This is a genomic window from Microbacterium sp. EYE_78 (assembly GCF_023149035.1).
Taxonomy (GTDB): Bacteria; Actinomycetota; Actinomycetes; order Actinomycetales; family Microbacteriaceae; genus Microbacterium.
Genome location: NZ_JAHXMY010000001.1, coordinates 631,471 through 652,208, shown reverse-complemented (window position 1 = coordinate 652,208; position 20,738 = coordinate 631,471). Strand labels below are relative to the sequence as shown.

The 20,738-nt window shown below is 70.2% G+C and carries 21 protein-coding genes; 11 read left to right on the top strand and 10 right to left on the bottom strand.

The annotated features are described in order from the left end of the window. Positions 1-7 precede the first annotated feature (7 nt). From KZX17_RS03115 to KZX17_RS03090, 6 genes are all read left to right on the top strand, one after another. Complete coding sequence (locus KZX17_RS03115; RefSeq protein WP_248170802.1) at positions 8-1,033, top strand: LacI family DNA-binding transcriptional regulator; 1,026 nt, start codon at positions 8-10, stop codon at positions 1,031-1,033. A 48-nt stretch (positions 1,034-1,081) separates the two neighbouring features. Then, the gene (locus KZX17_RS03110; RefSeq protein WP_248170803.1) at positions 1,082-2,371 is read left to right on the top strand and encodes an extracellular solute-binding protein; all 1,290 of its coding nucleotides are present in this window, start codon (positions 1,082-1,084) and stop codon (positions 2,369-2,371) included. Position 2,372: 1 nt separating this feature from the next. Beyond that, on the top strand, positions 2,373-3,356 hold the full coding sequence (locus KZX17_RS03105; RefSeq protein WP_248170804.1) for a carbohydrate ABC transporter permease: 984 nt from the start codon (positions 2,373-2,375) through the stop codon (positions 3,354-3,356). Then, positions 3,353-4,192, top strand: coding sequence for a carbohydrate ABC transporter permease (locus tag KZX17_RS03100; RefSeq protein WP_248170805.1), 840 nt, complete (start codon positions 3,353-3,355; stop codon positions 4,190-4,192). The genes KZX17_RS03105 and KZX17_RS03100 overlap by 4 nt, the downstream gene beginning before the upstream one ends. Positions 4,193-4,194: 2 nt before the next feature. Next, complete coding sequence (locus KZX17_RS03095) at positions 4,195-5,262, top strand: glycosidase (RefSeq protein WP_248170806.1); 1,068 nt, start codon at positions 4,195-4,197, stop codon at positions 5,260-5,262. A 101-nt stretch (positions 5,263-5,363) separates the two neighbouring features. Continuing rightward, complete coding sequence (locus KZX17_RS03090) at positions 5,364-7,373, top strand: hypothetical protein (protein WP_248170807.1); 2,010 nt, start codon at positions 5,364-5,366, stop codon at positions 7,371-7,373. Between the two features lie 70 nt (positions 7,374-7,443). On the opposite strand, the gene KZX17_RS03085 is transcribed toward KZX17_RS03090, so the two are convergent. Further along, positions 7,444-8,538 carry a DUF4192 family protein gene (locus KZX17_RS03085; protein WP_248170808.1) on the bottom strand — a complete coding sequence of 365 codons (1,095 nt, stop codon included), beginning with the start codon at positions 8,536-8,538 and terminating at the stop codon, positions 7,444-7,446. Between the two features lie 161 nt (positions 8,539-8,699). Between KZX17_RS03085 and KZX17_RS03080 the strand changes: the two genes are divergently transcribed. The 3 genes from KZX17_RS03080 (at position 8,700) to KZX17_RS03070 (ending at position 11,156) form a co-directional block, all read left to right on the top strand. Beyond that, a complete protein-coding gene (locus KZX17_RS03080; protein WP_248170809.1) occupies positions 8,700-8,879 on the top strand; it encodes a hypothetical protein in 180 nt (59 codons plus the stop codon). Between the two features lie 40 nt (positions 8,880-8,919). Then, entirely contained in the window at positions 8,920-10,389 is a 1,470-nt protein-coding gene (gene cls, locus KZX17_RS03075) for a cardiolipin synthase (protein WP_248170810.1), read from the top strand. 68 nt (positions 10,390-10,457) lie between these two features. Then, positions 10,458-11,156, top strand: coding sequence for a hypothetical protein (locus KZX17_RS03070; protein ID WP_248170811.1), 699 nt, complete (start codon positions 10,458-10,460; stop codon positions 11,154-11,156). Between the two features lie 28 nt (positions 11,157-11,184). Here KZX17_RS03070 and KZX17_RS03065 read toward each other — a convergent pair whose 3' ends face one another. From KZX17_RS03065 to KZX17_RS03050, 4 genes are read right to left on the bottom strand one after another with little or no spacing between them, the layout of a single operon-like run. Then, positions 11,185-11,415 carry a helix-turn-helix transcriptional regulator gene (locus KZX17_RS03065; protein WP_248170812.1) on the bottom strand — a complete coding sequence of 77 codons (231 nt, stop codon included), beginning with the start codon at positions 11,413-11,415 and terminating at the stop codon, positions 11,185-11,187. Further along, entirely contained in the window at positions 11,412-11,996 is a 585-nt protein-coding gene (locus tag KZX17_RS03060; protein WP_248170813.1) for a DUF2975 domain-containing protein, read from the bottom strand. The genes KZX17_RS03065 and KZX17_RS03060 overlap by 4 nt, the downstream gene beginning before the upstream one ends. Beyond that, positions 11,996-12,760: a hypothetical protein gene (locus KZX17_RS03055; protein ID WP_248170814.1), complete on the bottom strand. Its 765-nt coding sequence runs from the start codon at positions 12,758-12,760 to the stop codon at positions 11,996-11,998. The genes KZX17_RS03060 and KZX17_RS03055 overlap by 1 nt, the downstream gene beginning before the upstream one ends. A gap of 1 nt (position 12,761) precedes the next feature. Next, on the bottom strand, positions 12,762-13,502 hold the full coding sequence (locus KZX17_RS03050) for a hypothetical protein (protein WP_248170815.1): 741 nt from the start codon (positions 13,500-13,502) through the stop codon (positions 12,762-12,764). A gap of 171 nt (positions 13,503-13,673) precedes the next feature. On the opposite strand from KZX17_RS03050, the gene KZX17_RS03045 reads away from it, so the two are divergent. Further along, on the top strand, positions 13,674-16,199 hold the full coding sequence (locus KZX17_RS03045) for an ATP-dependent Clp protease ATP-binding subunit (RefSeq protein ID WP_248170816.1): 2,526 nt from the start codon (positions 13,674-13,676) through the stop codon (positions 16,197-16,199). Between the two features lie 109 nt (positions 16,200-16,308). Here the strand turns inward: KZX17_RS03045 and KZX17_RS03040 are convergent, their stop codons facing one another. After that, entirely contained in the window at positions 16,309-16,737 is a 429-nt protein-coding gene (locus tag KZX17_RS03040) for a GNAT family N-acetyltransferase (protein ID WP_248170817.1), read from the bottom strand. Positions 16,738-16,865: 128 nt separating this feature from the next. Between KZX17_RS03040 and KZX17_RS03035 the strand changes: the two genes are divergently transcribed. Beyond that, entirely contained in the window at positions 16,866-17,351 is a 486-nt protein-coding gene (locus KZX17_RS03035) for a GNAT family N-acetyltransferase (RefSeq protein WP_248170818.1), read from the top strand. A 102-nt stretch (positions 17,352-17,453) separates the two neighbouring features. Here the strand turns inward: KZX17_RS03035 and KZX17_RS03030 are convergent, their stop codons facing one another. Genes KZX17_RS03030 through KZX17_RS03015 form a run of 4 tightly spaced genes read right to left on the bottom strand, consistent with a single transcriptional unit; the run spans position 17,454 to position 20,687 of the window. Beyond that, positions 17,454-17,978, bottom strand: coding sequence for a hypothetical protein (locus tag KZX17_RS03030; RefSeq protein ID WP_248170819.1), 525 nt, complete (start codon positions 17,976-17,978; stop codon positions 17,454-17,456). Continuing rightward, positions 17,962-18,780, bottom strand: coding sequence for a prolipoprotein diacylglyceryl transferase family protein (locus KZX17_RS03025; RefSeq protein ID WP_248170820.1), 819 nt, complete (start codon positions 18,778-18,780; stop codon positions 17,962-17,964). Before KZX17_RS03025 ends, KZX17_RS03030 begins: the two co-directional genes overlap by 17 nt. Before the next feature lie 3 nt (positions 18,781-18,783). After that, positions 18,784-19,101: a hypothetical protein gene (locus KZX17_RS03020; RefSeq protein ID WP_248170821.1), complete on the bottom strand. Its 318-nt coding sequence runs from the start codon at positions 19,099-19,101 to the stop codon at positions 18,784-18,786. Beyond that, on the bottom strand, positions 19,098-20,687 hold the full coding sequence (locus KZX17_RS03015; RefSeq protein WP_248170822.1) for a radical SAM protein: 1,590 nt from the start codon (positions 20,685-20,687) through the stop codon (positions 19,098-19,100). Before KZX17_RS03015 ends, KZX17_RS03020 begins: the two co-directional genes overlap by 4 nt. Positions 20,688-20,738 lie beyond the last annotated feature (51 nt).

The window sequence follows — 20,738 nt, the reverse complement described above, 5'->3', positions numbered from 1 at the left end:
GTGACCGATGCCGCCCGAGACCCGTCCGACGATCGCGGATGTCGCGCGCGCGGCGGGCGTAAGCAAGGGCCTCGTCTCGTTCGCGTTGAACGGCCGCCCCGGCGTCGCCGCCGACACCCGGCAGCGCATCATGGCCGTCGCTGCCGACCTCGGCTGGACGCCGAGTCTCAGCGCCCGCTCGCTCAGCGTCGGCCGGGCCTTCGCGTGCGGACTGGTCATCGGCCGCAGTCCCGACGTCATCGCCGCCGACCCGTTCTTCCCCTCGTTCATCGCGGGGCTCGAGGACGAGTTCTCCGTCACCGGGCAGGCGCTCGTCCTCGCCGTCGCCACGCCGGGACGGCAGGAGGAGGCGACCTACCGCTCCCTCGCCACCGGCCGTCGCGTCGACGGCGTCATCCTCACCGACATCCGCGCCGGAGACCCCCGCATCGCGCTGCTCGCCGAACTGCAGATCCCGGCGGTCACCCTCGGTGTGCCCGACGTCGAGTCGCCGTTCGGGTCGGTGTCGACCGACGACGGTGCCGGCATCCGGCTCGCTGTCGAGCACCTCGTGGCCCTCGGGCACCGGCGCGTCGCTCACGTCGCAGGCCCCGCCGAGATGCTGCACGCGCAGCGGCGTCGTCGGGCGTTCAGCGAGACCGCGGATGCCGCCGGCCTCGACTCGCGCGTGATCGAGACGGACTTCAGCGCGGCCGACGGGGCCCGGGCGACGGCATCCCTGCTCGACGCGGCGGCACCGCCGACGGCGATCGTCTACTCGAACGACAACATGGCGGTCGCCGGGATGGGCGTCGCGCATCAGCGCGGCCTGCGCGTGCCGGACGACCTCTCGATCACGGGCTTCGACGACACCGAGATCGGCCGCTGGATCCATCCCGCGCTGACGAGCGTCGCGACGGATGCCCGCGGCTGGGGCGTCACCGCCGCCCGGGCGCTCCTCGGCGCGATCGCCGGAGACGCCCCCACGCACCTCGACCTCGCAGACCCCACCCTCGCCGTCCGGGGTTCGACGGCACCCCCCGCGGACGGCTGACCGCCCGCACCACCGAGCACGAGCACACGACGAATCAAGGAGAGAGACATGCGACGACGCATCCTCATCACTGCCGCAGCAGCATCCGGAGTCCTCGCCCTCACCGCCTGCAGCGGCGGCGGAGGAGGTGGCGGTGGCGGCGACCTCGAGGGCCGCGGCGACATCACCATCTGGTACTCGAACAACGAGGCCGAGATCGGCTGGGGTCAGGCCATGGTCGAGGCGTGGAACGCCGACAACCCCGACGAGCAGATCGAGGCGCAGGAGATCCCCGCGGGCGCCTCGAGCGAAGAGGTCATCGGCGCCGCGATCACGGCGGGCAACGCGCCCTGCCTCGTCTTCAACACCTCGCCTGCCGCGGTGCCCGGCTTCCAGCGGCAGGGCGGCCTCGTCAACCTGTCGGAGTTCGAGGACGGCGACGACTACATCACCGGACGCAGCGGCGACCTGGCCGACCAGTACCGTTCGGACGACGGCGACTTCTACCAGATGCCGTGGAAGTCCAACCCCGTCATGATCTTCTACAACAAGGCGCTGTTCGAAGAGGCCGGCCTCGACCCCGAGAACCCGTCGCTGTCGACCTACGACGAGTTCCTCGAGACCGCGCGGACGCTGAAGGAGGCGGGCGTCTCGGAGTACGCGATCAACCCGGCCCCCACGAGCGAGTTCTTCCAGTCGTGGTTCGACTTCTACCCGCTCTACGCGGCGCAGACCGGCGGCACGCAGCTGGTCGAGGACGGCGCGGCCACGTTCGACGACGACAACGGCGCCGCCGTCGCGGACTTCTGGCGGACGCTCTACGACGAGCAGCTCGCCGGCAACGAGCAGTACCAGGGCGACGCGTTCGCCGACGGCTACGCCGCGATGGCGATCGTCGGCCCGTGGGCGATCAGCGTCTACGGCGACTCGATCGAATGGGGTTCGGTCCCCGTACCCACCCAGGACGGCACCGCGCCGGAGGACACCTGGACCTTCAGCGACGCGAAGAACGTCGGCATGTTCACCGCGTGCGACAACAAGGCGACCGCGTGGGACGTCTTGAAGTTCGCGACGAGCGAGGAGCAGGACGGCGCCTGGCTCGAGGCGACCGGGCAGATGCCGCTGCGCCAGGACCTGACGGGCACCTACCCGGACTACTTCGCCGACAACCCCGCCTACGAGCAGTTCGGCGACCAGGCCGCACGCACCGTGGAGGTGCCGAACGTCATCGGGTCGGTGGAGATCTGGCAGGCGTTCCGCGACGGCTACTCGAAGTCCGTCATCTTCGGCGAGACGCCGGTCGACCAGTTCCTCTCCGACACCGCGGCAGAGGTCGACGAGCTGGCGTCGGCGGGCTGAGATGACCGCCGTCGTCCCGGGCCGCGCCGGGTCCGATCCCGGCGCGACCCGCGGTGCCACCCCCGAGAAGGACGGGAAGGATGCCGCGCCTCGCCGCGGCATCCTCCACCGCCTCCTCGGCGCGCAACCCCACGGGCTGCTCTTCTCGGCGCCCTACATCGCGTTCGTCCTGGTGGTCTTCGCCTACCCGGTGGTCTTCGCGGTGTGGATGTCGTTCCAGGACTACTTCTTCGCCGCTCCCGGCGCAGAGGTCGACCGTCCCTTCGTCGGCTTCGACAACTACGTCACCGCGCTCAGCGACCCCGAGGTGTGGCGGTCCTTCGGCAACGTGGGGATCTTCCTGATCATCAACGTGCCGCTCACGGTCGTCCTCTCGATCCTCTTGGCGACGGCGCTCGACCGCGTCACGAAGGCGCGGACGTTCTTCCGGGTGAGTTACTACGTGCCGTACGTCACGGCATCCGTCGCCGTCGTCGCGGTGTGGCTGTTCCTCTTCGCCCGCGGCGGGCTCGTGAACAACGTCCTCGGTCCGCTCGCCCCCGACCCGTCGTGGCTGGTGAATTCGGCGCTCGCGATGCCGACGATCGCCTTCTTCGTCACCTGGAAGGGGCTGGGTTTCTACATCCTGCTCTACCTCGCGGCGCTCCAGAACGTGCCCCGCGAACTGTACGAGTCGGTGTCGATGGACGGCGGCGGGCGGCTGCGGCAGTTCTTCGCAGTGACGGTCCCCAGCGTGCGGCCGGCGACCCTGCTCGTCGTGCTGCTCGCGACGATCACCGGCGCGAACCTCTTCACCGAGCCGTACCTGCTGACCGGCGGCGGCGGACCGAACGGCGCCTCGACCTCGCCGGTGCTGCTCATGTACCAGCGCGGCATCGAGCAGCAGAACCCGGACGTCGCGGCCGCCATCGGCGTGGTCCTCATCGTGTTCGTGCTGGCCATCGCGGCGCTCCAGCGCAAGTTCGTGGGAGGGGAGGAGCGATGAAGCGGGCACTCGGATCGAAGATCGCGATGTACGTCGCGCTGTCGCTGGGCGCGCTCGCGTTCTTGTTCCCGTTCTTCTACATGGTCGTCGGGTCGCTGCAGACCAATGTCGACCCGACCCCGGCGGGGGCGTTCCCCAATCCGGCGAACCTGACGCTCGACAACTACAGCGCCATCAACGGCCGTATCGACCTGCTGCAGGGACTCGCCAACTCGGGGATCTTCACCGGCGGCGTCATCCTCGGCACCGTCGTGTTCGGCGTCCTCGCCGGCTACGCGCTCGCCGTCCTGCGCTGGCGCGGGCGCGGGGCCACGTTCGCCCTCGCGCTGCTCGTGCAGGTTGTGCCGTTCCAGCTGCTGATGATCCCGCTGTACGTCATGATCGCGCGCGACTACGGCCTGGCCGACAGCTACCTCGGCATGATTCTGCCGTTCTTCGTCAACTCGACGGCGGTGATCATCTTCCGGCAGTACTTCCTGCAGCTGCCGAAGGAGCTGTTCGACGCCGCGCGGATCGACGGGTCGAACGAGTTCCGCCTGCTGTGGAGCGTCGCGCTGCCACTCGTGCGTCCCGCGCTGCTGACGGTCGTGCTGCTGACGTTCATCGGACCGTGGAACGAGTTCCTGTGGCCGTTCCTCATCACGAAGGATGCCGACATGCAGCCGCTCGCGGTGTCGCTCGCCAATTTCATCTCGAACATCGCGGCATCCACCGCGAACCCGTTCGGGGCGATGATGGCCGGCGCCGTCGTGCTCGCCGCCCCCGCCGTGGCGCTGTTCCTCGTGTTCCAGCGCTACTTCACGTCCAACGACCTCGGATCCGGAGTGAAAGGATGACCATGCCCGCCGAGACCCACGTCCCCTACCGCCTCACGCGAATGGGGGTCGTCATGACCCCCGCCGACGGCGATCCGAACGAGGCCGAAGGCGTCCTGAACCCCGCCTCGGGCCGCGGACCCGACGGGGAGCTGTACCTGTTGCCGCGGCTCGTCGCCGACGGCAACGTGTCGCGCGTCGGACTCGCCCGGGTGGTGATCGAGGACGGCGTGCCGACGGCGGTCGAGCGCGAGGGCATCGTCCTCGAACCCGACCGCGGGTGGGAGCGCGGGGTCGGCAACGCCGGCGTCGAAGACCCCCGGGTGACCTGGGTCGAGACGCTCGGTCTGCACGTGATGACGTATGTCGCGTACGGGCCGCTCGGGCCCCGCACGGCGGTGGCCGTCTCGAGCGACCTGCGCGACTGGCGCCGGCTGGGACCGGCGCTGTTCCGGTACCAGGACGACCTCGACATGGACCTGAACCTCTTCCACAACAAGGACACGGTGTTCTTCCCCGAGGCGGTCACCGCGCCCGATGGCCGCGAGGCGCTCGCCGTCCTCCATCGCCCGATGTGGGACCTCGGCGAGACCAAGGCCGGTCAGGGCGTCCGCGTCCCTGCCGGCGTCGAGGACGAGCGGCAGTCGATCTGGATCAGCTACATCCCGCTCGCCGCCGTGCGGGAGGACCTCTCGGCGCTCACCCTGTGGGAGCAGCACCGCTTCGTCGCGGGGCCGGAGTTCCCCTTCGAGGAGCTGAAGATCGGCGGCGGTCCGCCGCCCCGCCGCATCCCCGAGGGCTGGCTCGTCCTGCACCACGGCGTGACCGGCGTCATCGACGGCGCCTTCTCGCAGCAGCAGAAGGTGAACTACGCCGCAGGCGCCATCATCCTCGACGCCGACGACCCCTCGAGGGTCGTGGCCCGGACTCCGGAGCCGCTGCTGGCCCCGGAGACCGACGACGAGCGGAGCGGCATCGTGCCGAACGTCGTCTTCCCGACCGCGATCGAAGAGGTCGACGGCCGCCTGTTCGTGTTCTACGGCATGGCCGACTCGAAGATCGGCGTCGCTCTCTTGGAGCGCACCGACTGACCGCGTGCCGTTCTCCGGAAGGATCGCCCGCCCCGGCCCGCGAGGGCTGAGATCGCTCGATTCATCCGGAGAACGGCACCGCAACGAAAGGAACGACCCTCATGTCCACCTTCGCACAACGTCGTGCGCGCACCGTCGGACTCGCCGCGCTGGCCACGCTCGCGCTCGCCGTCCCGCTCGGCGCGACAGCGACCACCGCCGTCGCCGCACCGGCATCCGACCAGATCACCAACCTGGCGCACCTCGACTTCCTCCTCGACGAGGCGACCCCGCCGCAGGACGTCGACGGGCACAGCACGTACCGCCAGGACGAGGAGCCCGCCCTCGTCATGCCGTGGACCTACGCCGACGCGCGTGACGGCGGCACGTTCGAACGGGTCGGCGGTGGCCCCCTCGACGCCGAGACCGGCTACTGGGGTCAGGGCGCCTATAACGCCGACGACATCACCCGCGCCGCGATCGTCTACATCCGCCACTTCGAGCAGACGGGCGACGACGACAGCCGAGACAAGGCCTACGAGCTGCTGCGGTCGGTCGCGTACTTCCAGACCACCGACGGTCCGGATGCCGGCAACGTCGTCCTGTGGATGCAGCCCGACGGCACCTTCAACCCGTCCCCCGAGCCGGTCGAGCTGCCGGATCCGTCGGACAGCGGTCCGAGCTACTGGCTCGCGCGGACGCTCTGGGCCCTCGGCGAGGGGTACGCCGCGTTCAAGGACGAGGACCCCGAGTTCGCCGACTTCCTCGACGACCGCTTCGACCTGTCCCTCGACGCCCTCAACCGTCAGGTCCTGACCCGGTACGGCGAATGGACGGTCTCGGACGGCAAACGCGTCCCGGCGTGGCTGATCACGAACGGGGCGGATGCCTCGGCCGAAGCGGTGCTCGGCCTCGCCGCGCGTGTCGAGGCGGGTCCGGACGGCAAGGCCGCGACCGCGCTGCGTCAGCTCGCGAAGGGCATCGCCGCGATGTCGGACGGCTCGGCGAACGAATGGCCGTACAACGCGGTGCTGCCCTGGGCGGAGTCGCCCGCGATCTGGCACGCCTGGGGGTCGCAGATGCCGGCGGCGCTCGCCGCGGCATCCGTCACCCTCGGCGATCGGTCGCTCGCTCGGCCCGCCGTCGCCGACGCGGCGACCTTCACACCCACGCTGCTGACGGCGGGCGGTCCCGACAACGGCTGGAACCCGAGTCCGTTCGACCGGGTCCAGATCGCCTACGGTGCCGACTCGCGGGTGCAGTCGCTGCTGGGGGTCGCCGACGCGACCGGGTCGGAGGGGTTCGAGGACCTCGCCGCCATGCAGGCGGCTTGGTTCTTCGGTGCCAACCACGCGGGGCAGCGCATGTACGACCCCGCGACGGGCGTCACCTTCGACGGGCTGCAGCCCGACGGCACCGTCAACCGCAACAGCGGCGCGGAGTCGACGATCCACGGTCTGCTCACCGCCCTCGCCCTCGACGCCCACCCGGATGTCCGCGAGCAGGCCGTCGCGCTGACCGAGGTCGTCGATCGGGACGGGCTGTCCTGGGTGGAGGCGGAGGACGCCGTCCGTACGTCGGGTGAGATCTCCACTCCCGAGTCGTGGACCGGCGAGTCCAGCTGGTCGGGCGACAAGCTGACGCTGTCGCGCGGCGACGCCGCCGTCTTCGACGTCGGAACGTCAGACACCGCGCGGTGGATCGAGCCGGTGGTGTGGTCCGAGGTCGGCGAGCGCACCGCATCGATCTGGACGAGCGACCGCTCGCGGGTGGGGACGTTGCGGTTGCGCGGCCCGGCGCAGGGCATCTCGCCGACGGCGGGGGCGATGCACCCGCACACCCTCCAGAAGGCGCTCGTCGGGTCGCGTGATCAGCTGCGCGTCGAGTCGACGAAGGGCGATCTGCAGCTGGACGGCATCCTCGTCCGCCCGTTCGTGTCGCGTCTCGTGCTCGGTGGCGATGACGCGCGCGCGGAGTTGGTGCACTCGGCGTCACGATCGCCCGAGCGCGTGCAGGTCGGCGACGGCGATGTTTCTGTCTACGACGATCGGGGTCGCGAGGTCCGGGTGCGGACCGATCGCACCGGTGCCGTCGTGGTGCCGGCCGGCGGGTTCGCGATCGTCGAACGCTGATCGGGGAGGGGGCCGCGGTGGATGCCGCGGTCTCCCTCGCCCCGGCGAGCGCCTCGTCCTCGGGGTTCCGTCACCGGCGGAACGCCCAATCCGGCAGGTGCGCGGCCGCGACGAACGATCGCACGATCTCGGCGAGACCGTGGGTGGGGTCGAGGTCGAGCGCCTCGGCCGCGTGACGGTCGGCGTGGGTCGATCTGCCGAGCGACCAAGCGAGCCACCCGGCAGTCGCGAGGGCGCCGGCGCGGTGGCGTTCGGGCGTCCGCGCGGCGACGTGCCGCACCAGCTCGAGGGCCCGTTCCAGTCGCCGCGGATCGGGTCGTGGGCCCTCGCCCCACATGACCGATGCCAGGTCGGCGGGGTACTCCTCGCCGTCCTCCCAGCGCCGCTGGGCGTCGAGGGCGGTGTCGCCGCCCGAGCGGTCGCTCGCCCACTGCACGATGCCGACGTCGCGCAGCGAGGGCCGCGCGAGGCACCACGACAGGACGGCGACGTGCATGGGGTCGAGGGATGCGGCATCCCATGTCAGGGCGTCTTCGTAGAGCGCGGGCAGATCGTCGAGCGCGCAGGCGGCCTCGAGCGCCGCAGGGTCGATGCGTGCCGCCCCGGCGCCCGCGGCGGGGATGCCGCAGAGGACGGTGAGCGCGGCCTCGAGCGACGCGACGGCGGCGTCCACCCCGGCGACCGCGGCGGCCTCGACCGGCGGAAGGTCGGCGCCGTCGTTCTGGTCCCCAGTGGGCGGCGGCAGGCGCCGTCGGATCTCGTCCAACGGACGCCCGCCTGGGGGGAGCTGGCCGTCGAAGTGCGAGCCCCAGCCCGTCCCCGCGACCGTCAGGACGTCGACGACACCGAGACCGCAGGCATCCGCCGATCGTTCGAGGGCCTCGGCGAGGTCCGCACCCGGCAGCGGATTGGTGGCCGGGGCGTCGGTGAAGACGACGGCGGCGAACGAGTCGGCGCCCCCGACCCGGCAGAGTAGGCCGACGACGGTCGACGCCGTCGCGTCGAGGTGTGCGCAGTCGGGCGGGAGGTCCACGCGCATGGCGCCGAGACTGCGACCTCGCGCCAGAGGCACGACGACGAGGCTCTCGGTCGGGGTGAACCCGAGGAGGCGGGGGACGAGGGCGAGGAAGTGCGCGGCATCCGCGGCGGTGACGATGGTCGACATCGCCCCACGATGGGCGCCCGCGGGGAACGCCGGCCCTGGCGCATGGCGGGCTGGGGAGCGAGTCCTCGGGATGCCGGAGGTGGAGAACGTCGTGATGCGGATCGACCTCGGCCCGATTCGTCCTGGGCCGCCGCGCAGCCGTCGCCGATTACGATGGAGGCATGGACTGGGGTGCTGTCTTCTGGAGCCTGATCCCGACGCTCGTCGTCGCGGGTCTGCTCTTCTTCGTGCTGCGCAGCATCATCCGGATGGACCGCACCGAGCGGAAGGCCTACGCCAAGGTCGAAGCCGAGGAGCGGCGCAAGCGCGGCCTGCCCCCGCGCGACGAAATCGCCGGTTGACGGGCGATTGCTAGGCTGACCTCGGGAGTCTGGGGGGCACGTGGTCAGCATCAGCGTCGACTGGACGTGGACGTGGTGGGTCGTTTTGGTCCTCGCCTTCGACATCTCGGTGCGCCTGGTCGCCGTCTTCATCGTCCCGCGCTATCGCCGGCCGACGGCAGCCATGGCCTGGCTGCTCGCGATCTACTTCATCCCGTTCATCGGCATCCTGCTGTTCCTGCTGATCGGCAACCCGCGGCTTCCGCGCAAGCGCCGCAAGCAGCAGGAGTCCATCAACGACGCGTTCCGCGCCGCGAGCTCGGACCTCGATTTCGGCACCCTGCGCCCGAACGCCCCGGAGTGGTTCACCCAGCTGGTGACCCTGAACCGCAACCTCGGCGCGCTCCCGATCGCCGGTGACAACGGCGCCCAGATCATCTCGGATTACCAGGACAGCCTCGACGCAATGGCTGCCGAGATCGACGCGGCGCAGCGCTACGTCCACGTCGAGTTCTACATCTTCCAGGCGGATGCCTCGACCGAGGTCATGTTCGCGGCGCTGGAGCGTGCGGCGGCCCGAGGTGTCACGGTTCGAGTGCTGCTCGACCACTGGGCCAACCGGTGGAAGCCGAACTACCGCAAAACGGTCGCCCGGCTCGAGAAGATGGGCGCGGACTGGCATCTCATGCTGCCGGTGCAGCCGTTCAAGGGTCGCTACCAGCGTCCGGACCTCCGCAACCACCGCAAGCTCGTGGTTGTGGATGGTGTGGTCGGCTTCGTCGGCTCGCAGAATGTCACCGATCGCAGCTACAACCTGAAGAAGAACATCCGCCGCGGCCTGCAGTGGGTGGACCTCATGGTCCGCGTCGACGGCCCGGTCGTCGCATCCCTCGCCGCCGTGTTCGTGAGCGACTGGTACGGCGAGACGGGTGAGGTGTTCGTCGTCGAGTCGGACTTCTCGACGGATGCCGGGTCCGGCGACCTGGACTGTCAGATCGTCCCGAGCGGCCCGGGATTCGAATACGAGAACAACCTGAAGCTGTTCCTCTCGCTCATCTTCGCCGCGAAGCGCAAGATCGTCATGGTCAGTCCGTACTTCGTCCCTGACGAGGGCCTGCTGCTTGCGATCCAGACCGCCTGCCACCGTGGTGTCGAGGTGGAGCTGTTCGTCTCCGAAGAGGGCGACCAGGCGATGGTCTACCATGCGCAGCGCAGCTACTACGAGCAGCTGCTCGCCACCGGCGTGAAGATCTGGATGTACAAGAAGCCGTACATCCTGCACTCCAAGTCGATGTCGATCGACGACGAGGTCGCCGTGGTCGGCTCGAGCAACATGGACATGCGCTCGTTCGGTCTGAACCTCGAGGTCACGATGCTCGTGCGCGGGGGAGAGTTCGTCGAGCAGCTGCGCGACGTCGAGGACCAGTACCGGCGCATGTCGCGCGAGCTGACCATCGAGGAGTGGGAGCGTCGCCCCATCCGCTCGGTCGTCCTCGACAACCTCGCCCGCCTCACCTCGGCGCTGCAGTGAGACGATCCGCGGCACGGCGACACTGACGGGGTGGATGCCGCGGCATCCGTTCTCGGAAAGGACCCCCCATGCGCCCTCGCCTGCTCGCCGCCCTCGGCGCGACCGTCCTGCTGATCACCGCGCTCGCCGGGTGCGCCACCCCGGGAGCTGCCGGCCCGGGAGGCACTGCGCCCGACACCGGCACCCCGGACATCGCCCCCGCCTGGCAGGTGGACGCCGGCTGGCTCGACGGCGGATCGATGATCGCGGTGGTGACCTACGGCAGCTCGTCCTGCACGCCCGAGCTGGGTGAGGTGACGAACGCCGACGGTGCGGTGGAGGTGACGCTGCGCGAGCCCGAGGCGGACGCGTGCACCGACGACCTGGTGCCGCAGCCGCTCGCGGTGCCGGTGCCTGCCGGGATCGAGCCGGCCGACGGGGCGCGGGTCTCGGTCTCGCAGGGCGATGCGCGCGCCGACATCGACCTGGCCGCGTACGCCGGTGGGTCGGTCGAGGAGTTCACCCCCTCCGCCGGATGGATCGGCGACCACGCGATCGCCGTATTGACGTGGGGGTCGTCGACATGCCTGCCGGTGATCGAGGCCGTGACAGTGGCCTCGCCGGCATCCGTCGTCGTCACGTTCGCGAAGTCGGCCGCCGACCAGGTCTGCACGATGGACATGGGTCCGCAGCTGACCGTCGCGAACCTGGATCCCGAGGCGCAGGTCGACCGCGACGCGACGCTGACGCTCGGCGTCGTCGGCGGTGAGGCGATCCCGATCGGGTGACGGCAGCGGCCGGGCAGGATGCCGCGGCTCAGTCCGCGCGGACGAGCAGGTCGCCGACCTCGCAGTCGAGGGCGCGGCAGATCGCGGACAGCGTCGAGTACCGGATCGCGCGGGCGCGGTCGTTCTTGAGGATCGACAGGTTCACGACCGAGACGCCGACGATCTCGGACAGTCGGGTCAGCGTCATGCCGCGCTCGGCGAGCAGCTCGTCGAGGCGGCAGTGGATGCCGGTGAGTTCGTCCTCTTCGGCCGGGCTCACACGAGTCCCTCGGTGTCGCGCTGCAGCCGCTCGCCCTGTGCGAAGGCGGCGGCCAGCACCGCCGCGGCTACCGCGGCGAGGAGGAGCGGCAGCAGAGGGAGCAGATCGAGCATCGACAGCGTCTCGAACCGGATGCCGAGGGATTGCGCAGCGTGCTGACGCCCCATGCCGTCCACGATCGGCCATGCGAACACGGCGACCATCAGTGTGCCGGCGATGACGGTCAGGGCGCGTGTCGCGCCGCCGGTGAAGACGCGCCCCCGGCGGACCGCGAGCGCGACCCGCATGAGCGCCGCCGCGACGACGATCGCCGCGCTGGCCGCGACCAGGACCGCCGCGATCATCCAGGCGCGGCCTCCCGCACCGAGGTCGGGCGCGCGAACGACGATCGCCTCCACCGTCGCGCCGGCCGTCAGCCCGAGCGAGGCCGACGCCGCCTCCGCCTCGAGCGTGACGGACGGCCCGCCGGGACTCAGGATCTCGGTGATGCGGGAGGCCGCGACGGCCAGGGCCGCGACCGAGGCGGCGACGCCGAAGACGATGAGGTCGAGCGCTCCCGAGGGTCGAGTCGTGGCGGCCATCAGACGAGCCCCCGGACGTCGTGCTGCAGCCGCGAGCCGTAGCGGAGGATCGCGGCGAGGACGGCGAAGGCGAGCCCGACCGCGATCGGCCAGAAGGGGAACGAGATCTGGACGTTGGCGGAGGGCAGCCACGCGTCGAAGACGTTGTCGATGCCCGGGAAGTCACCCTCCCAGCCGCCGCCCTTCGTGCCGAAGAGCTGCGTCGACGCGATGCTCCCGGCGATGTCCCCTATGACCTGCGCCGTGACGCCGCCGAGCGCGATGATCGTTCCCGTGGTGACGGCCATCTTGGCGACGACCGGGGTGAACGCCGCGCCCGACAGGAGGCGCGAACAGGTGACCGCGACGAAGAGTGCGACGAAGCCGGGGATCACCCAGGTGATCGCCTGGCTCAACGCCCAGAGGACGCGCGACGTCGCGTCGAGACCTTCGACCGTGAGGGTCACCTCCGTGAACCCGCCGGACACTCGCCGCACGGTGTCCGCGTCGAGCTGCACGGTGTCGGGCAGCTGAGGCCAGAACTCGCGGATCGGCATCGTGATGGCGACGCCTGGAGCCAGCAACGCGGTCAGCAGGGCGATGGCCGCTCCGACGGCGGCGACTCCCGCCCAGACGACGGCCACCACGCGCGTGACGCGCACCAGTGTCGTGGTGTCCTGCCCTGCCCGCTGCTTCTTCGCGGTCGCCAGCGCGAAGGCGAAGATCGTCCCCACAATCAGGATGACGACGAGCACCGCCCCGACGATCAGCATCCACCGTGCCACGTCACACCAACCCTTCGGTCTCGCGCTGCAATCGCGCGCCCTGTCGGAAGATCACGCTCAGCGCGCCCAACCCCAGCGCAACACCGACCGGCCAGAGGGGTGGGGCGATGCTGAACGTCCTCCCCGCGGCCACCGCGACATCCGTGTCCGACGGAGGGAGCACTTCCTGCGCGACGAGGGTCGACCCGATGTCCGTCAGGGTCTGGCCGAGCGTCCCTGCGACGAGCACGATGATCGCGCTGATGAGCAGCCATCGGGACGTCCTCGCCGCGAACGCGGCTCCTTCGGCGGCGCGCTGACTCAGCACCGCGATCACGAGGCCCGGAACGCCGACCACGAGTAGCGAGAGCACATCCCCGGCCGTGAGGAGAGCGCGCAGTCCGCCCTCGAGCCCAAGGACGGTGGCGTGGGCGGAGTCGGTGCGGGCGCAGTACAGCTCGGTTGCGCCGGTGGGCTCGTAGCCGCTCGTGTGACACGGCAGGCTCGTCGGCCACGCCATGGAGATCGGCATCGCGTCGACGTCGTAGGAGGCATCCGACACCCCGCGGATGATCAGGAACGCGGCTCCGACGATCACGAACGCCACCCACACGCGTGCCATCGCCGCGACGACGTCGAGAAGGACGGATGGTGACTTCCTCCGTCGTGCGTCCCAGACCAGCAGGCCCACGAACGCACCGACGATCGCGAGCCCGATACCGCTCGACAGCAGCACCGCTGGCAGATCGGTTCCAGAAGCCATGCGGCACCCCCATAACGACATTCGTTGTTATCGAAAAACGTTATGCCCACGGATGCCGCGACCGCAACCCCCGATGCCGGTATGCCCACGGCGAACACGGGCATACCGGCATCCCACCGTCGTTAGCCTCTACGTAAGACGCCGCCAGTGCGTCGAGTGGAGGTGGAGACGATGTTCGAGAGATTCACAGACCGTGCACGTCGTGTGGTGGTGCTCGCCCAAGAAGAGGCGAAGATGCTGAACCACAACTACATCGGCACGGAGCACATCCTCCTCGGCCTGATTCACGAGGGCGAAGGCGTCGCCGCCAAGGCCCTCGAGAGCCTCGGCATCTCGCTCGACGCCGTGCGCGAGCAGGTCCAGGACATCATCGGGCAGGGGCAGCAGCAGCCGACGGGTCACATCCCGTTCACGCCGCGTGCCAAGAAGGTGCTCGAGCTGTCGCTGCGCGAAGCGCTGCAGCTGGGCCACAACTACATCGGCACCGAGCACATCCTGCTCGGGCTCATCCGCGAGGGTGAGGGCGTCGCCGCGCAGGTGCTCGTCAAGCTCGGCGCCGACCTGAACAAGGTGCGCCAGCAGGTCATCCAGCTGCTCAGCGGCTACCAGGGCAAGGAGCCCGCGGGCGTCTCGACCGGTGCCGGCGAGCAGGCGCAGGCCACGGCCCAGGGCGGGTCGGCCGTCCTCGACCAGTTCGGCCGCAACCTGACGCAGGCCGCGCGCGACAACAAGCTCGACCCCGTCATCGGGCGCGAGAAGGAGATCGAGCGCGTGATGCAGATCCTGTCGCGCCGCTCGAAGAACAACCCCGTCCTCATCGGCGAGCCCGGCGTGGGCAAGACCGCCGTCGTCGAGGGCCTCGCCCAGGCGATCGTGAAGAACGAGGTCCCCGAGACGCTGAAGGACAAGCAGGTCTACTCGCTCGACCTCGGTTCGCTCATCGCCGGGTCCCGCTACCGCGGTGACTTCGAGGAGCGCCTGAAGAAGGTCACCAAGGAGATCCGCACGCGCGGCGACATCATCGTCTTCATCGACGAGATCCACACCCTCGTGGGTGCGGGTGCCGCCGAGGGTGCGATCGACGCCGCCAGCATCCTGAAGCCGCTCCTCGCCCGCGGCGAGCTGCAGACGATCGGTGCGACGACCCTCGACGAGTACCGCAAGCACTTCGAGAAGGATGCCGCGCTGGAGCGCCGCTTCCAGCCGATCCAGGTGGCGGAGCCGAGCCTTCCCCACGCGATCAACATCCTGAAGGGGCTGCGCGACCGCTACGAGGCGCACCACAAGGTGCAGATCACCGACGGCGCCATCGTCGCTGCGGCGAACCTCTCCGACCGGTACGTCTCGGACCGCTTCCTGCCCGACAAGGCCATCGACCTGATCGACGAGGCCGGCGCCCGCCTGCGCCTGTCCATCCTGTCGAGCCCGCCGGAGCTGCGCGAGTTCGACGACAAGATCGCCAAGGTCCGCGAGGACAAGGAAGCCGCCAGCGAGGAGCAGGACTTCGAGAAGGCCGCCGCCCTGCGCGACGAGGAGAAGTCGCTCCTGGCCGAGCGTCTCCGCCTCGAGAAGCAGTGGCGCTCGGGTGACGTCGCGTCGCACGCGGTCGTCGACGAGGGGCTGATCGCCGAGGTCCTGGCGCAGGCCACCGGCATCCCGGTCTTCAAGCTCACCGAGGAGGAGACCAGCCGTCTCGTCTTCATGGAGAAGGCTCTGCACCAGCGCGTCATCGGTCAGGAGGAGGCCATCGCGGCCCTCTCCCGCACGATCCGTCGCCAGCGTGCCGGCCTGAAGGACCCGAACCGCCCCTCGGGCTCGTTCATCTTCGCCGGCCCCACGGGTGTCGGAAAGACCGAGCTCGCCAAGGCGCTCGCCGAGTTCCTTTTCGACGACGAGGGCGCGCTGATCTCCCTCGACATGTCGGAGTTCGGCGAGAAGCACACGGTCTCGCGGCTGTTCGGTGCCCCTCCCGGATTCGTCGGGTTCGAAGAGGGCGGCCAGCTCACCGAGAAGGTGCGTCGCAAGCCGTTCTCCGTGGTCCTGTTCGACGAGATCGAGAAGGCCCACCCGGACATCTTCAACTCGCTGCTGCAGATCCTCGAAGAGGGTCGCCTGACCGACGGTCAGGGTCGCGTGGTCGACTTCAAGAACACCGTGATCATCATGACGACGAACCTCGGTTCGTCGGCGATCGCCGGTGGTCCCGTCGGCTTCCAGGTCGAGGGCAACTCGCAGACGACCTACGAGCGGATGAAGGGCAAGGTCGACGAGGAGCTGAAGCGTCACTTCAAGCCCGAGTTCCTCAACCGCGTCGACGACGTCATCGTCTTCCCGCAGCTGAACAAGGACGAGCTGCGCCAGATCGTGACGCTCTTCACGAAGCGCCTCAGCGAGCGGCTGCTCGACCGCGACATGACGGTCGCGCTGACGGATGCCGCCAAGGACCGCCTCATCGAGATCGGGTTCGACCCGACTCTCGGTGCCCGGCCCCTGCGCCGCGCCATGCAGCGCGAGGTCGAGGACCAGCTCTCCGAGCGGATCCTCCGGGGCGAGCTGAACGCCGGCGACCACGTCGCGGTCGACGTCGAGAACAACGCCTTCGTCTTCGCGACGACCCGCCAGGAAGGCCGCGAGGCGGTCGGTGTGGGCGCCGCGGGCGAGATCACCGCGAGCCCGGACATCATCGCCGGGTCGTAAGCGACCAGAGCGACAGGGGTCGGATGCGTGGGCCCACGCTCCCAGAGGCTCCGCCTGTTGCGTAGCAACAGGCGGAGTGGGAGTGGGGAGCATCCGGCCCCTTCGTCGTTCAGTCTTGGCGCACCAGGAAGACGTCGACCTCGTCCTCGGTGTCGAGCACGAAGCGGTGCCGCTCGTACAGGCGGCGGGCGGGGCTTCCCTGCAGGACGTTGAGGCGCCACGGGGCCGGGTGGAGCTCCGCGAGCGTCGCCCGCAGGATCTCCGTGCCGACGCCGTGCCCCTGGACCCACGCGGCGAGGTAGAAGTGCTCGAGCCAGGTGCCGTCGGGGGCCGGACGGACGGCGATCGACCCGGCATCCGTTCCGTCGACGACGATCACGCGAGTGAGGGTCGGATCGAAGGCGTCGAGAAATCGCTGCCGCACGCGATGCTCGTCGTACCGCCCGAGGCGCTCCAGGTCGGGGCGCATGACCACGGCTCGGAGTTCGGCGATCCACGTCGCGTCGTCGGGCGTCGAGGGGCGGAGGGTCCAGCGCATCCGTCCATTCAACCCGGTGGCCGCGTCGTCGGATGCAACGGATGCCGGGCGACACGCGGCATCCGCGGTCCGATCGTCGGCGTGTCGGGCGCGATCCATTGCATCCGCGAACAGGCGAGGATGGTCGGGTGACCGTCTCCATCCGCCCCGCCGTTCTCGACAGTGCAGATCGCGGGCCGGTCTCGGCGATGCTGGCCGATTACCACGCGCAGACCGAGGGTGAGAAGGTCGCGCACGGGGTCGCCGCGCCCGGTGAGCTGCCCGAGCGGTACGCGGCCGAGGTGCGCGACCCCGCGGCATCCTTCGCCGGTGCTGACGTCATCGTCGCGGCTCGCGACGGCGAGGCGATCGGCATGGTGGTGCTGCACCGCGCGGGCGCCGACGTCGAGATCAAGCGCCTCTGGGTCGCGCCCGCAGGGCGTCGGTCGGGTGCCGGATCCGCACTGATGGCGGATGCCGCGGCCCGCGGCCGTGCCGCCGGTGCGACCGGCCTGCGGCTCTCGGTCTGGGACTGGCGTACGGACGCGCTCGCACTGTACGCGCAGCAGGGTTTCGTTGCGGTCCCGTCGTGGGAATCGCGCCAGCGACTCGTGTGCCTGCGCCTTCCGCTCTGAGCGGCCGTCAGCGGATGCGATGGATGCCGGGCGACACCCGGCATCCGTCGTCCGATCATCGGGGTGTCGCGGCGGATCTGTTGCATCCGCGAACGGGGCGCGTCAGGAGAAGCCGCCGGGCGCCAGCAGGGCGACGCACGGGCCGAGGACGAGGATCCACGCGGCGGCCGTGATGATGAGGATGCCGGTGCCGATCGGGCGCGTGCGTGCGGAGAACATGAGCGCAACGCCGACGATGGCGATGATCACGAACGGAGCGAGGAAGCCGACCAGCCCCGTGGAGATCAGCGCGATGGCGAGGAGGCCGCCGAGGACGTAGGCGCCGCATCCGATGCCTGTGCCGATGCCGACGCCGGCGCCGAAGCTCAGCCGCCGTGGTCCCGGGGGCTGCCCGTACCCGGGCGGCTCCGGCGAGATGCCCGGTGCGCCGGGGTGCGGCGGGGTCGGATAGGGCGGGCCGGCCAGCGGTGGCGCCGGGGAGGGCGGCCCGGCAGGGGGCTCGCCGGCGAGCGGACCCTGCGACTCGCCCGCCAGAGGGGCCTGCGGCGCGTCCGCGGGCGGACCCGCCGGCGGGTCAGCGGGAGGCGTCGGCTCGGCGTCGTCGGGGCGATCAGGTTCGGGGGACATCGGCGGCCATCCTTTTGATCGGTGGGGTGTCGTGCAGGGTGAGCCGTCCGCGCGAGGCCATCCAGGCGAGGCGGGCGAGCAGCAGCGGGATCGTCACGGCGAGGAACAGCTGCGGCCTCGTGAGTCCGAGCCATGCGACCTCGTTGCCGCGGACGAACTCGACGGCGAAACGGAACACGGCGTACGCCGCGACATACAGGGTCAGCGTCTCGCCCGGCGCGATGGGCCGGTGCCGCAACCAGAACCAGAGCACCGCGAAGGCCGCGGCGTGGAAGACGATCTCATAGACGAAGCTCGGGTGCAGCGGCACGCCCGCGGGCGCGCCCACCCGCGAGGCCGCTGCCGGGTCGAGAATGATCCCCCACCCGGCGCCGGTCGGGGTTCCGGGTTGCTCCGTGAGGAGGCATCCGATCCGTCCGACGGCCATGGCGAGCGCGACGGCAGGGGCGAAGAGGTCACCGGAACGGTCCGGATACCGTGCGATCCGCTTCGCGACGTGCACACCGAGCCAGGCGCCGACGAGTGCCGACAGCATCGACGCGTTGCCGTAGGCGAGCTGATCGATGAGCGACAGGTTCTTCGAGGGATCGAGGTGCTGAGCCCACGTGCCGAGGCGCGAGAGGACGGCGGCGCCGACGAGCGCGCCGAGCACGAGGTAGGCGATGCGCGGGTCGGTCACCCCCCGGCGCCGCTTCTCGACGAGGAAGACGACTCCCGCCGCCATCAGACCGAGACCCACGAACGCGGCGTGCGTGTCGATCCGCGGCAGCCAGGGGGCGAGATCGCTCAGCAGGGGGAACACGGCTCAGCCCAGCAGCTTCAGCCAGAGAAGCACCCACAGCGGGATCGCCGCCAGGGCGAGCACCTCGAGCACGCACAGATACACCAGGACGAGGCGCGTGTCGCCGAGCTTGCAGCGCGACCGCAGGAGTCCCGCCCGCCGAGCCCGCGCATACCCTGCGATCGCGACTCCGGCGAAGACGGCGACCGCGAGCGGCCCCGTCACGGCGGCGATCGCCGCGATCGTCGCGAACACGCACAGCCGCAGCGGGTCGAACGGGGCGACCGGGTCCGCGACGGTCTCGTCGCGCTGGTTGAGGTGGCCGAAGCCGGCCGCGCTCACGACACGCTCACCGGGATCTGACGCCGGCCGCCGGTCGCGGTCGACAGGCGGGTGCGACCGAGCGGCGCCCACGCCTGCACGGCGCAGAACGGGGCGCATTGGTGCGCGTCGGTCGACTCGTTCACCGTCGCGACGTGGACGCAGCACTGCGTGAGCCGTTCCTCGATCATCGTGTTGATGTCCATGAACGGCTTGACCGTGATCCGGAGGACGCGCTCGCCCATCATCTTGCGCAGCCGTGCGTGCTGTCCCGGCAGCTTCGACGCGGCCAGGGTTGCGAGGGTCCCGATGCCGAGGTCGCAGTTCTGGCAGATGTCCCGCCAGATCGAGCTCATCGACGGATGCGACAGGGACGACTGCTCGCTCAGCAGGTCGAGGAGCGAGCCCTTCACGACCTCACGGATGGCTTTGTTCACGTTGCTGTCGGCGATGCGGTTGGCGATCATGTCGGGCTGCAAGTCGAGGAAATCCTTCAACCGCTCGTGCCCGATGAGCCCGACCAGGGATTTCCACTCGCCGGCGTCGTCCTTGAGCAGATATCCGACCGAGCAGCAGTGCGGATGGCTGCACGGCAGTGCGGTGAGGTCGCGCCAGGTGACCTCACCGTCGGTCTGCGGGCCGAGCCGGTTCAGCACCCCGGTGTGCGTGAGGCGGTCGTTCGGGTCGATGCCCGACGAGCGTCCCGACCCGAAGACCGGCTGGACGGTGACGCCGCCCACGAACGGCGTCGCCATCGCCTTCCGGATGACCGCGCCGATCTCGCCGTCGTTGACGCCCAGTGTCGCCGTCATCGTCAGGGTCGTGAAGACCCCGGCATCCGACAGCCGCTCGATCGCGCGTTCCTTGAACCGGCGGATGTCCGCGCCCCGATGGAAAGCGGATGCCTCGGCCGTCACGCCGTCGAACTGCAGGTACACCTCGACCCGCTCACGGTGCTGTTTCAGCACCTCGACGAAGGCGTCGTCCTGCGCGATGCGGAGGCCGTTGGAGTTCAAGAGGATGCGGACGACGGGGCGCGCGACGAGGTGCTCGAGCAGCTGCTCGAGCCACGGGTAGAGGGTGGGCTCGCCGCCCGAGAGCATGAGCACGTCGATGCGGCCGTTCTCCCTGGCCAGACGCGCATCGACCGACGCCAGCACCTCGGCGAGCGGCGCGATCGCGGATGCCGCAGGGCTCGACTCCGCGAAGCACGTCGGGCACTTCAGGTTGCAGTGGTCGAGCAGGTCCTCGAGGAGGATGCAGGTGTGCTGGGTCTGCATCTGCGGCAGCCCGTCCTCATACGCCGAGGGCACCGGCTTGAAGTTGCCGGTCGTATCGGGCCCGTGGACCTTCGTCGGGGCGGTCCACTGCTCGAGGTAGCTGAGGATCTCGGCCGATTCGTCGTAGAGCGTGCGCACGAGACCGTGGTCGGGGCATCCGCGTTCCAGCCAGACCGTGCCGTCGCGGTCGGCGAGCCATCCGGACAGCCTGCGCACCTCGCTGAGCGGCCGGTCCGGATCCTCCTCGTGGCACGTCGGGCAGAACGCGTTCACATAGCGGTGGATCCGATAGTCGCGCAGGGGCATCCCCGCTCCGGCGTGGCTCATGCCCACACCCTAGCCCCGGGGTCGTCGTGGTCCAGGGCGAGTCGCGCACGA

What these genes read in the sequence shown, in the direction of transcription:
- KZX17_RS03080 (WP_248170809.1), top strand. Translation starts at nt 8,700, where the DNA reads ATGGACTGGGGTGCTGTCTTCTGGAGCCTGATCCCGACGCTCGTCGTC.
- KZX17_RS03015 (WP_248170822.1), bottom strand. Translation starts at nt 20,687, where the DNA reads ATGAGCCACGCCGGAGCGGGGATGCCCCTGCGCGACTATCGGATCCAC.
- KZX17_RS03060 (WP_248170813.1), bottom strand. Translation starts at nt 11,996, where the DNA reads ATGGCCGCCACGACTCGACCCTCGGGAGCGCTCGACCTCATCGTCTTC.
- KZX17_RS03105 (WP_248170804.1), top strand. Translation starts at nt 2,373, where the DNA reads ATGACCGCCGTCGTCCCGGGCCGCGCCGGGTCCGATCCCGGCGCGACC.
- KZX17_RS03050 (WP_248170815.1), bottom strand. Translation starts at nt 13,502, where the DNA reads ATGGCTTCTGGAACCGATCTGCCAGCGGTGCTGCTGTCGAGCGGTATC.
- KZX17_RS03085 (WP_248170808.1), bottom strand. Translation starts at nt 8,538, where the DNA reads ATGTCGACCATCGTCACCGCCGCGGATGCCGCGCACTTCCTCGCCCTC.
- KZX17_RS03090 (WP_248170807.1), top strand. Translation starts at nt 5,364, where the DNA reads ATGTCCACCTTCGCACAACGTCGTGCGCGCACCGTCGGACTCGCCGCG.
- KZX17_RS03115 (WP_248170802.1), top strand. Translation starts at nt 8, where the DNA reads ATGCCGCCCGAGACCCGTCCGACGATCGCGGATGTCGCGCGCGCGGCG.
- KZX17_RS03070 (WP_248170811.1), top strand. Translation starts at nt 10,458, where the DNA reads ATGCGCCCTCGCCTGCTCGCCGCCCTCGGCGCGACCGTCCTGCTGATC.
- KZX17_RS03030 (WP_248170819.1), bottom strand. Translation starts at nt 17,978, where the DNA reads ATGTCCCCCGAACCTGATCGCCCCGACGACGCCGAGCCGACGCCTCCC.
- KZX17_RS03045 (WP_248170816.1), top strand. Translation starts at nt 13,674, where the DNA reads ATGTTCGAGAGATTCACAGACCGTGCACGTCGTGTGGTGGTGCTCGCC.
- KZX17_RS03095 (WP_248170806.1), top strand. Translation starts at nt 4,195, where the DNA reads ATGCCCGCCGAGACCCACGTCCCCTACCGCCTCACGCGAATGGGGGTC.
- KZX17_RS03110 (WP_248170803.1), top strand. Translation starts at nt 1,082, where the DNA reads ATGCGACGACGCATCCTCATCACTGCCGCAGCAGCATCCGGAGTCCTC.
- KZX17_RS03100 (WP_248170805.1), top strand. Translation starts at nt 3,353, where the DNA reads ATGAAGCGGGCACTCGGATCGAAGATCGCGATGTACGTCGCGCTGTCG.
- KZX17_RS03040 (WP_248170817.1), bottom strand. Translation starts at nt 16,737, where the DNA reads ATGCGCTGGACCCTCCGCCCCTCGACGCCCGACGACGCGACGTGGATC.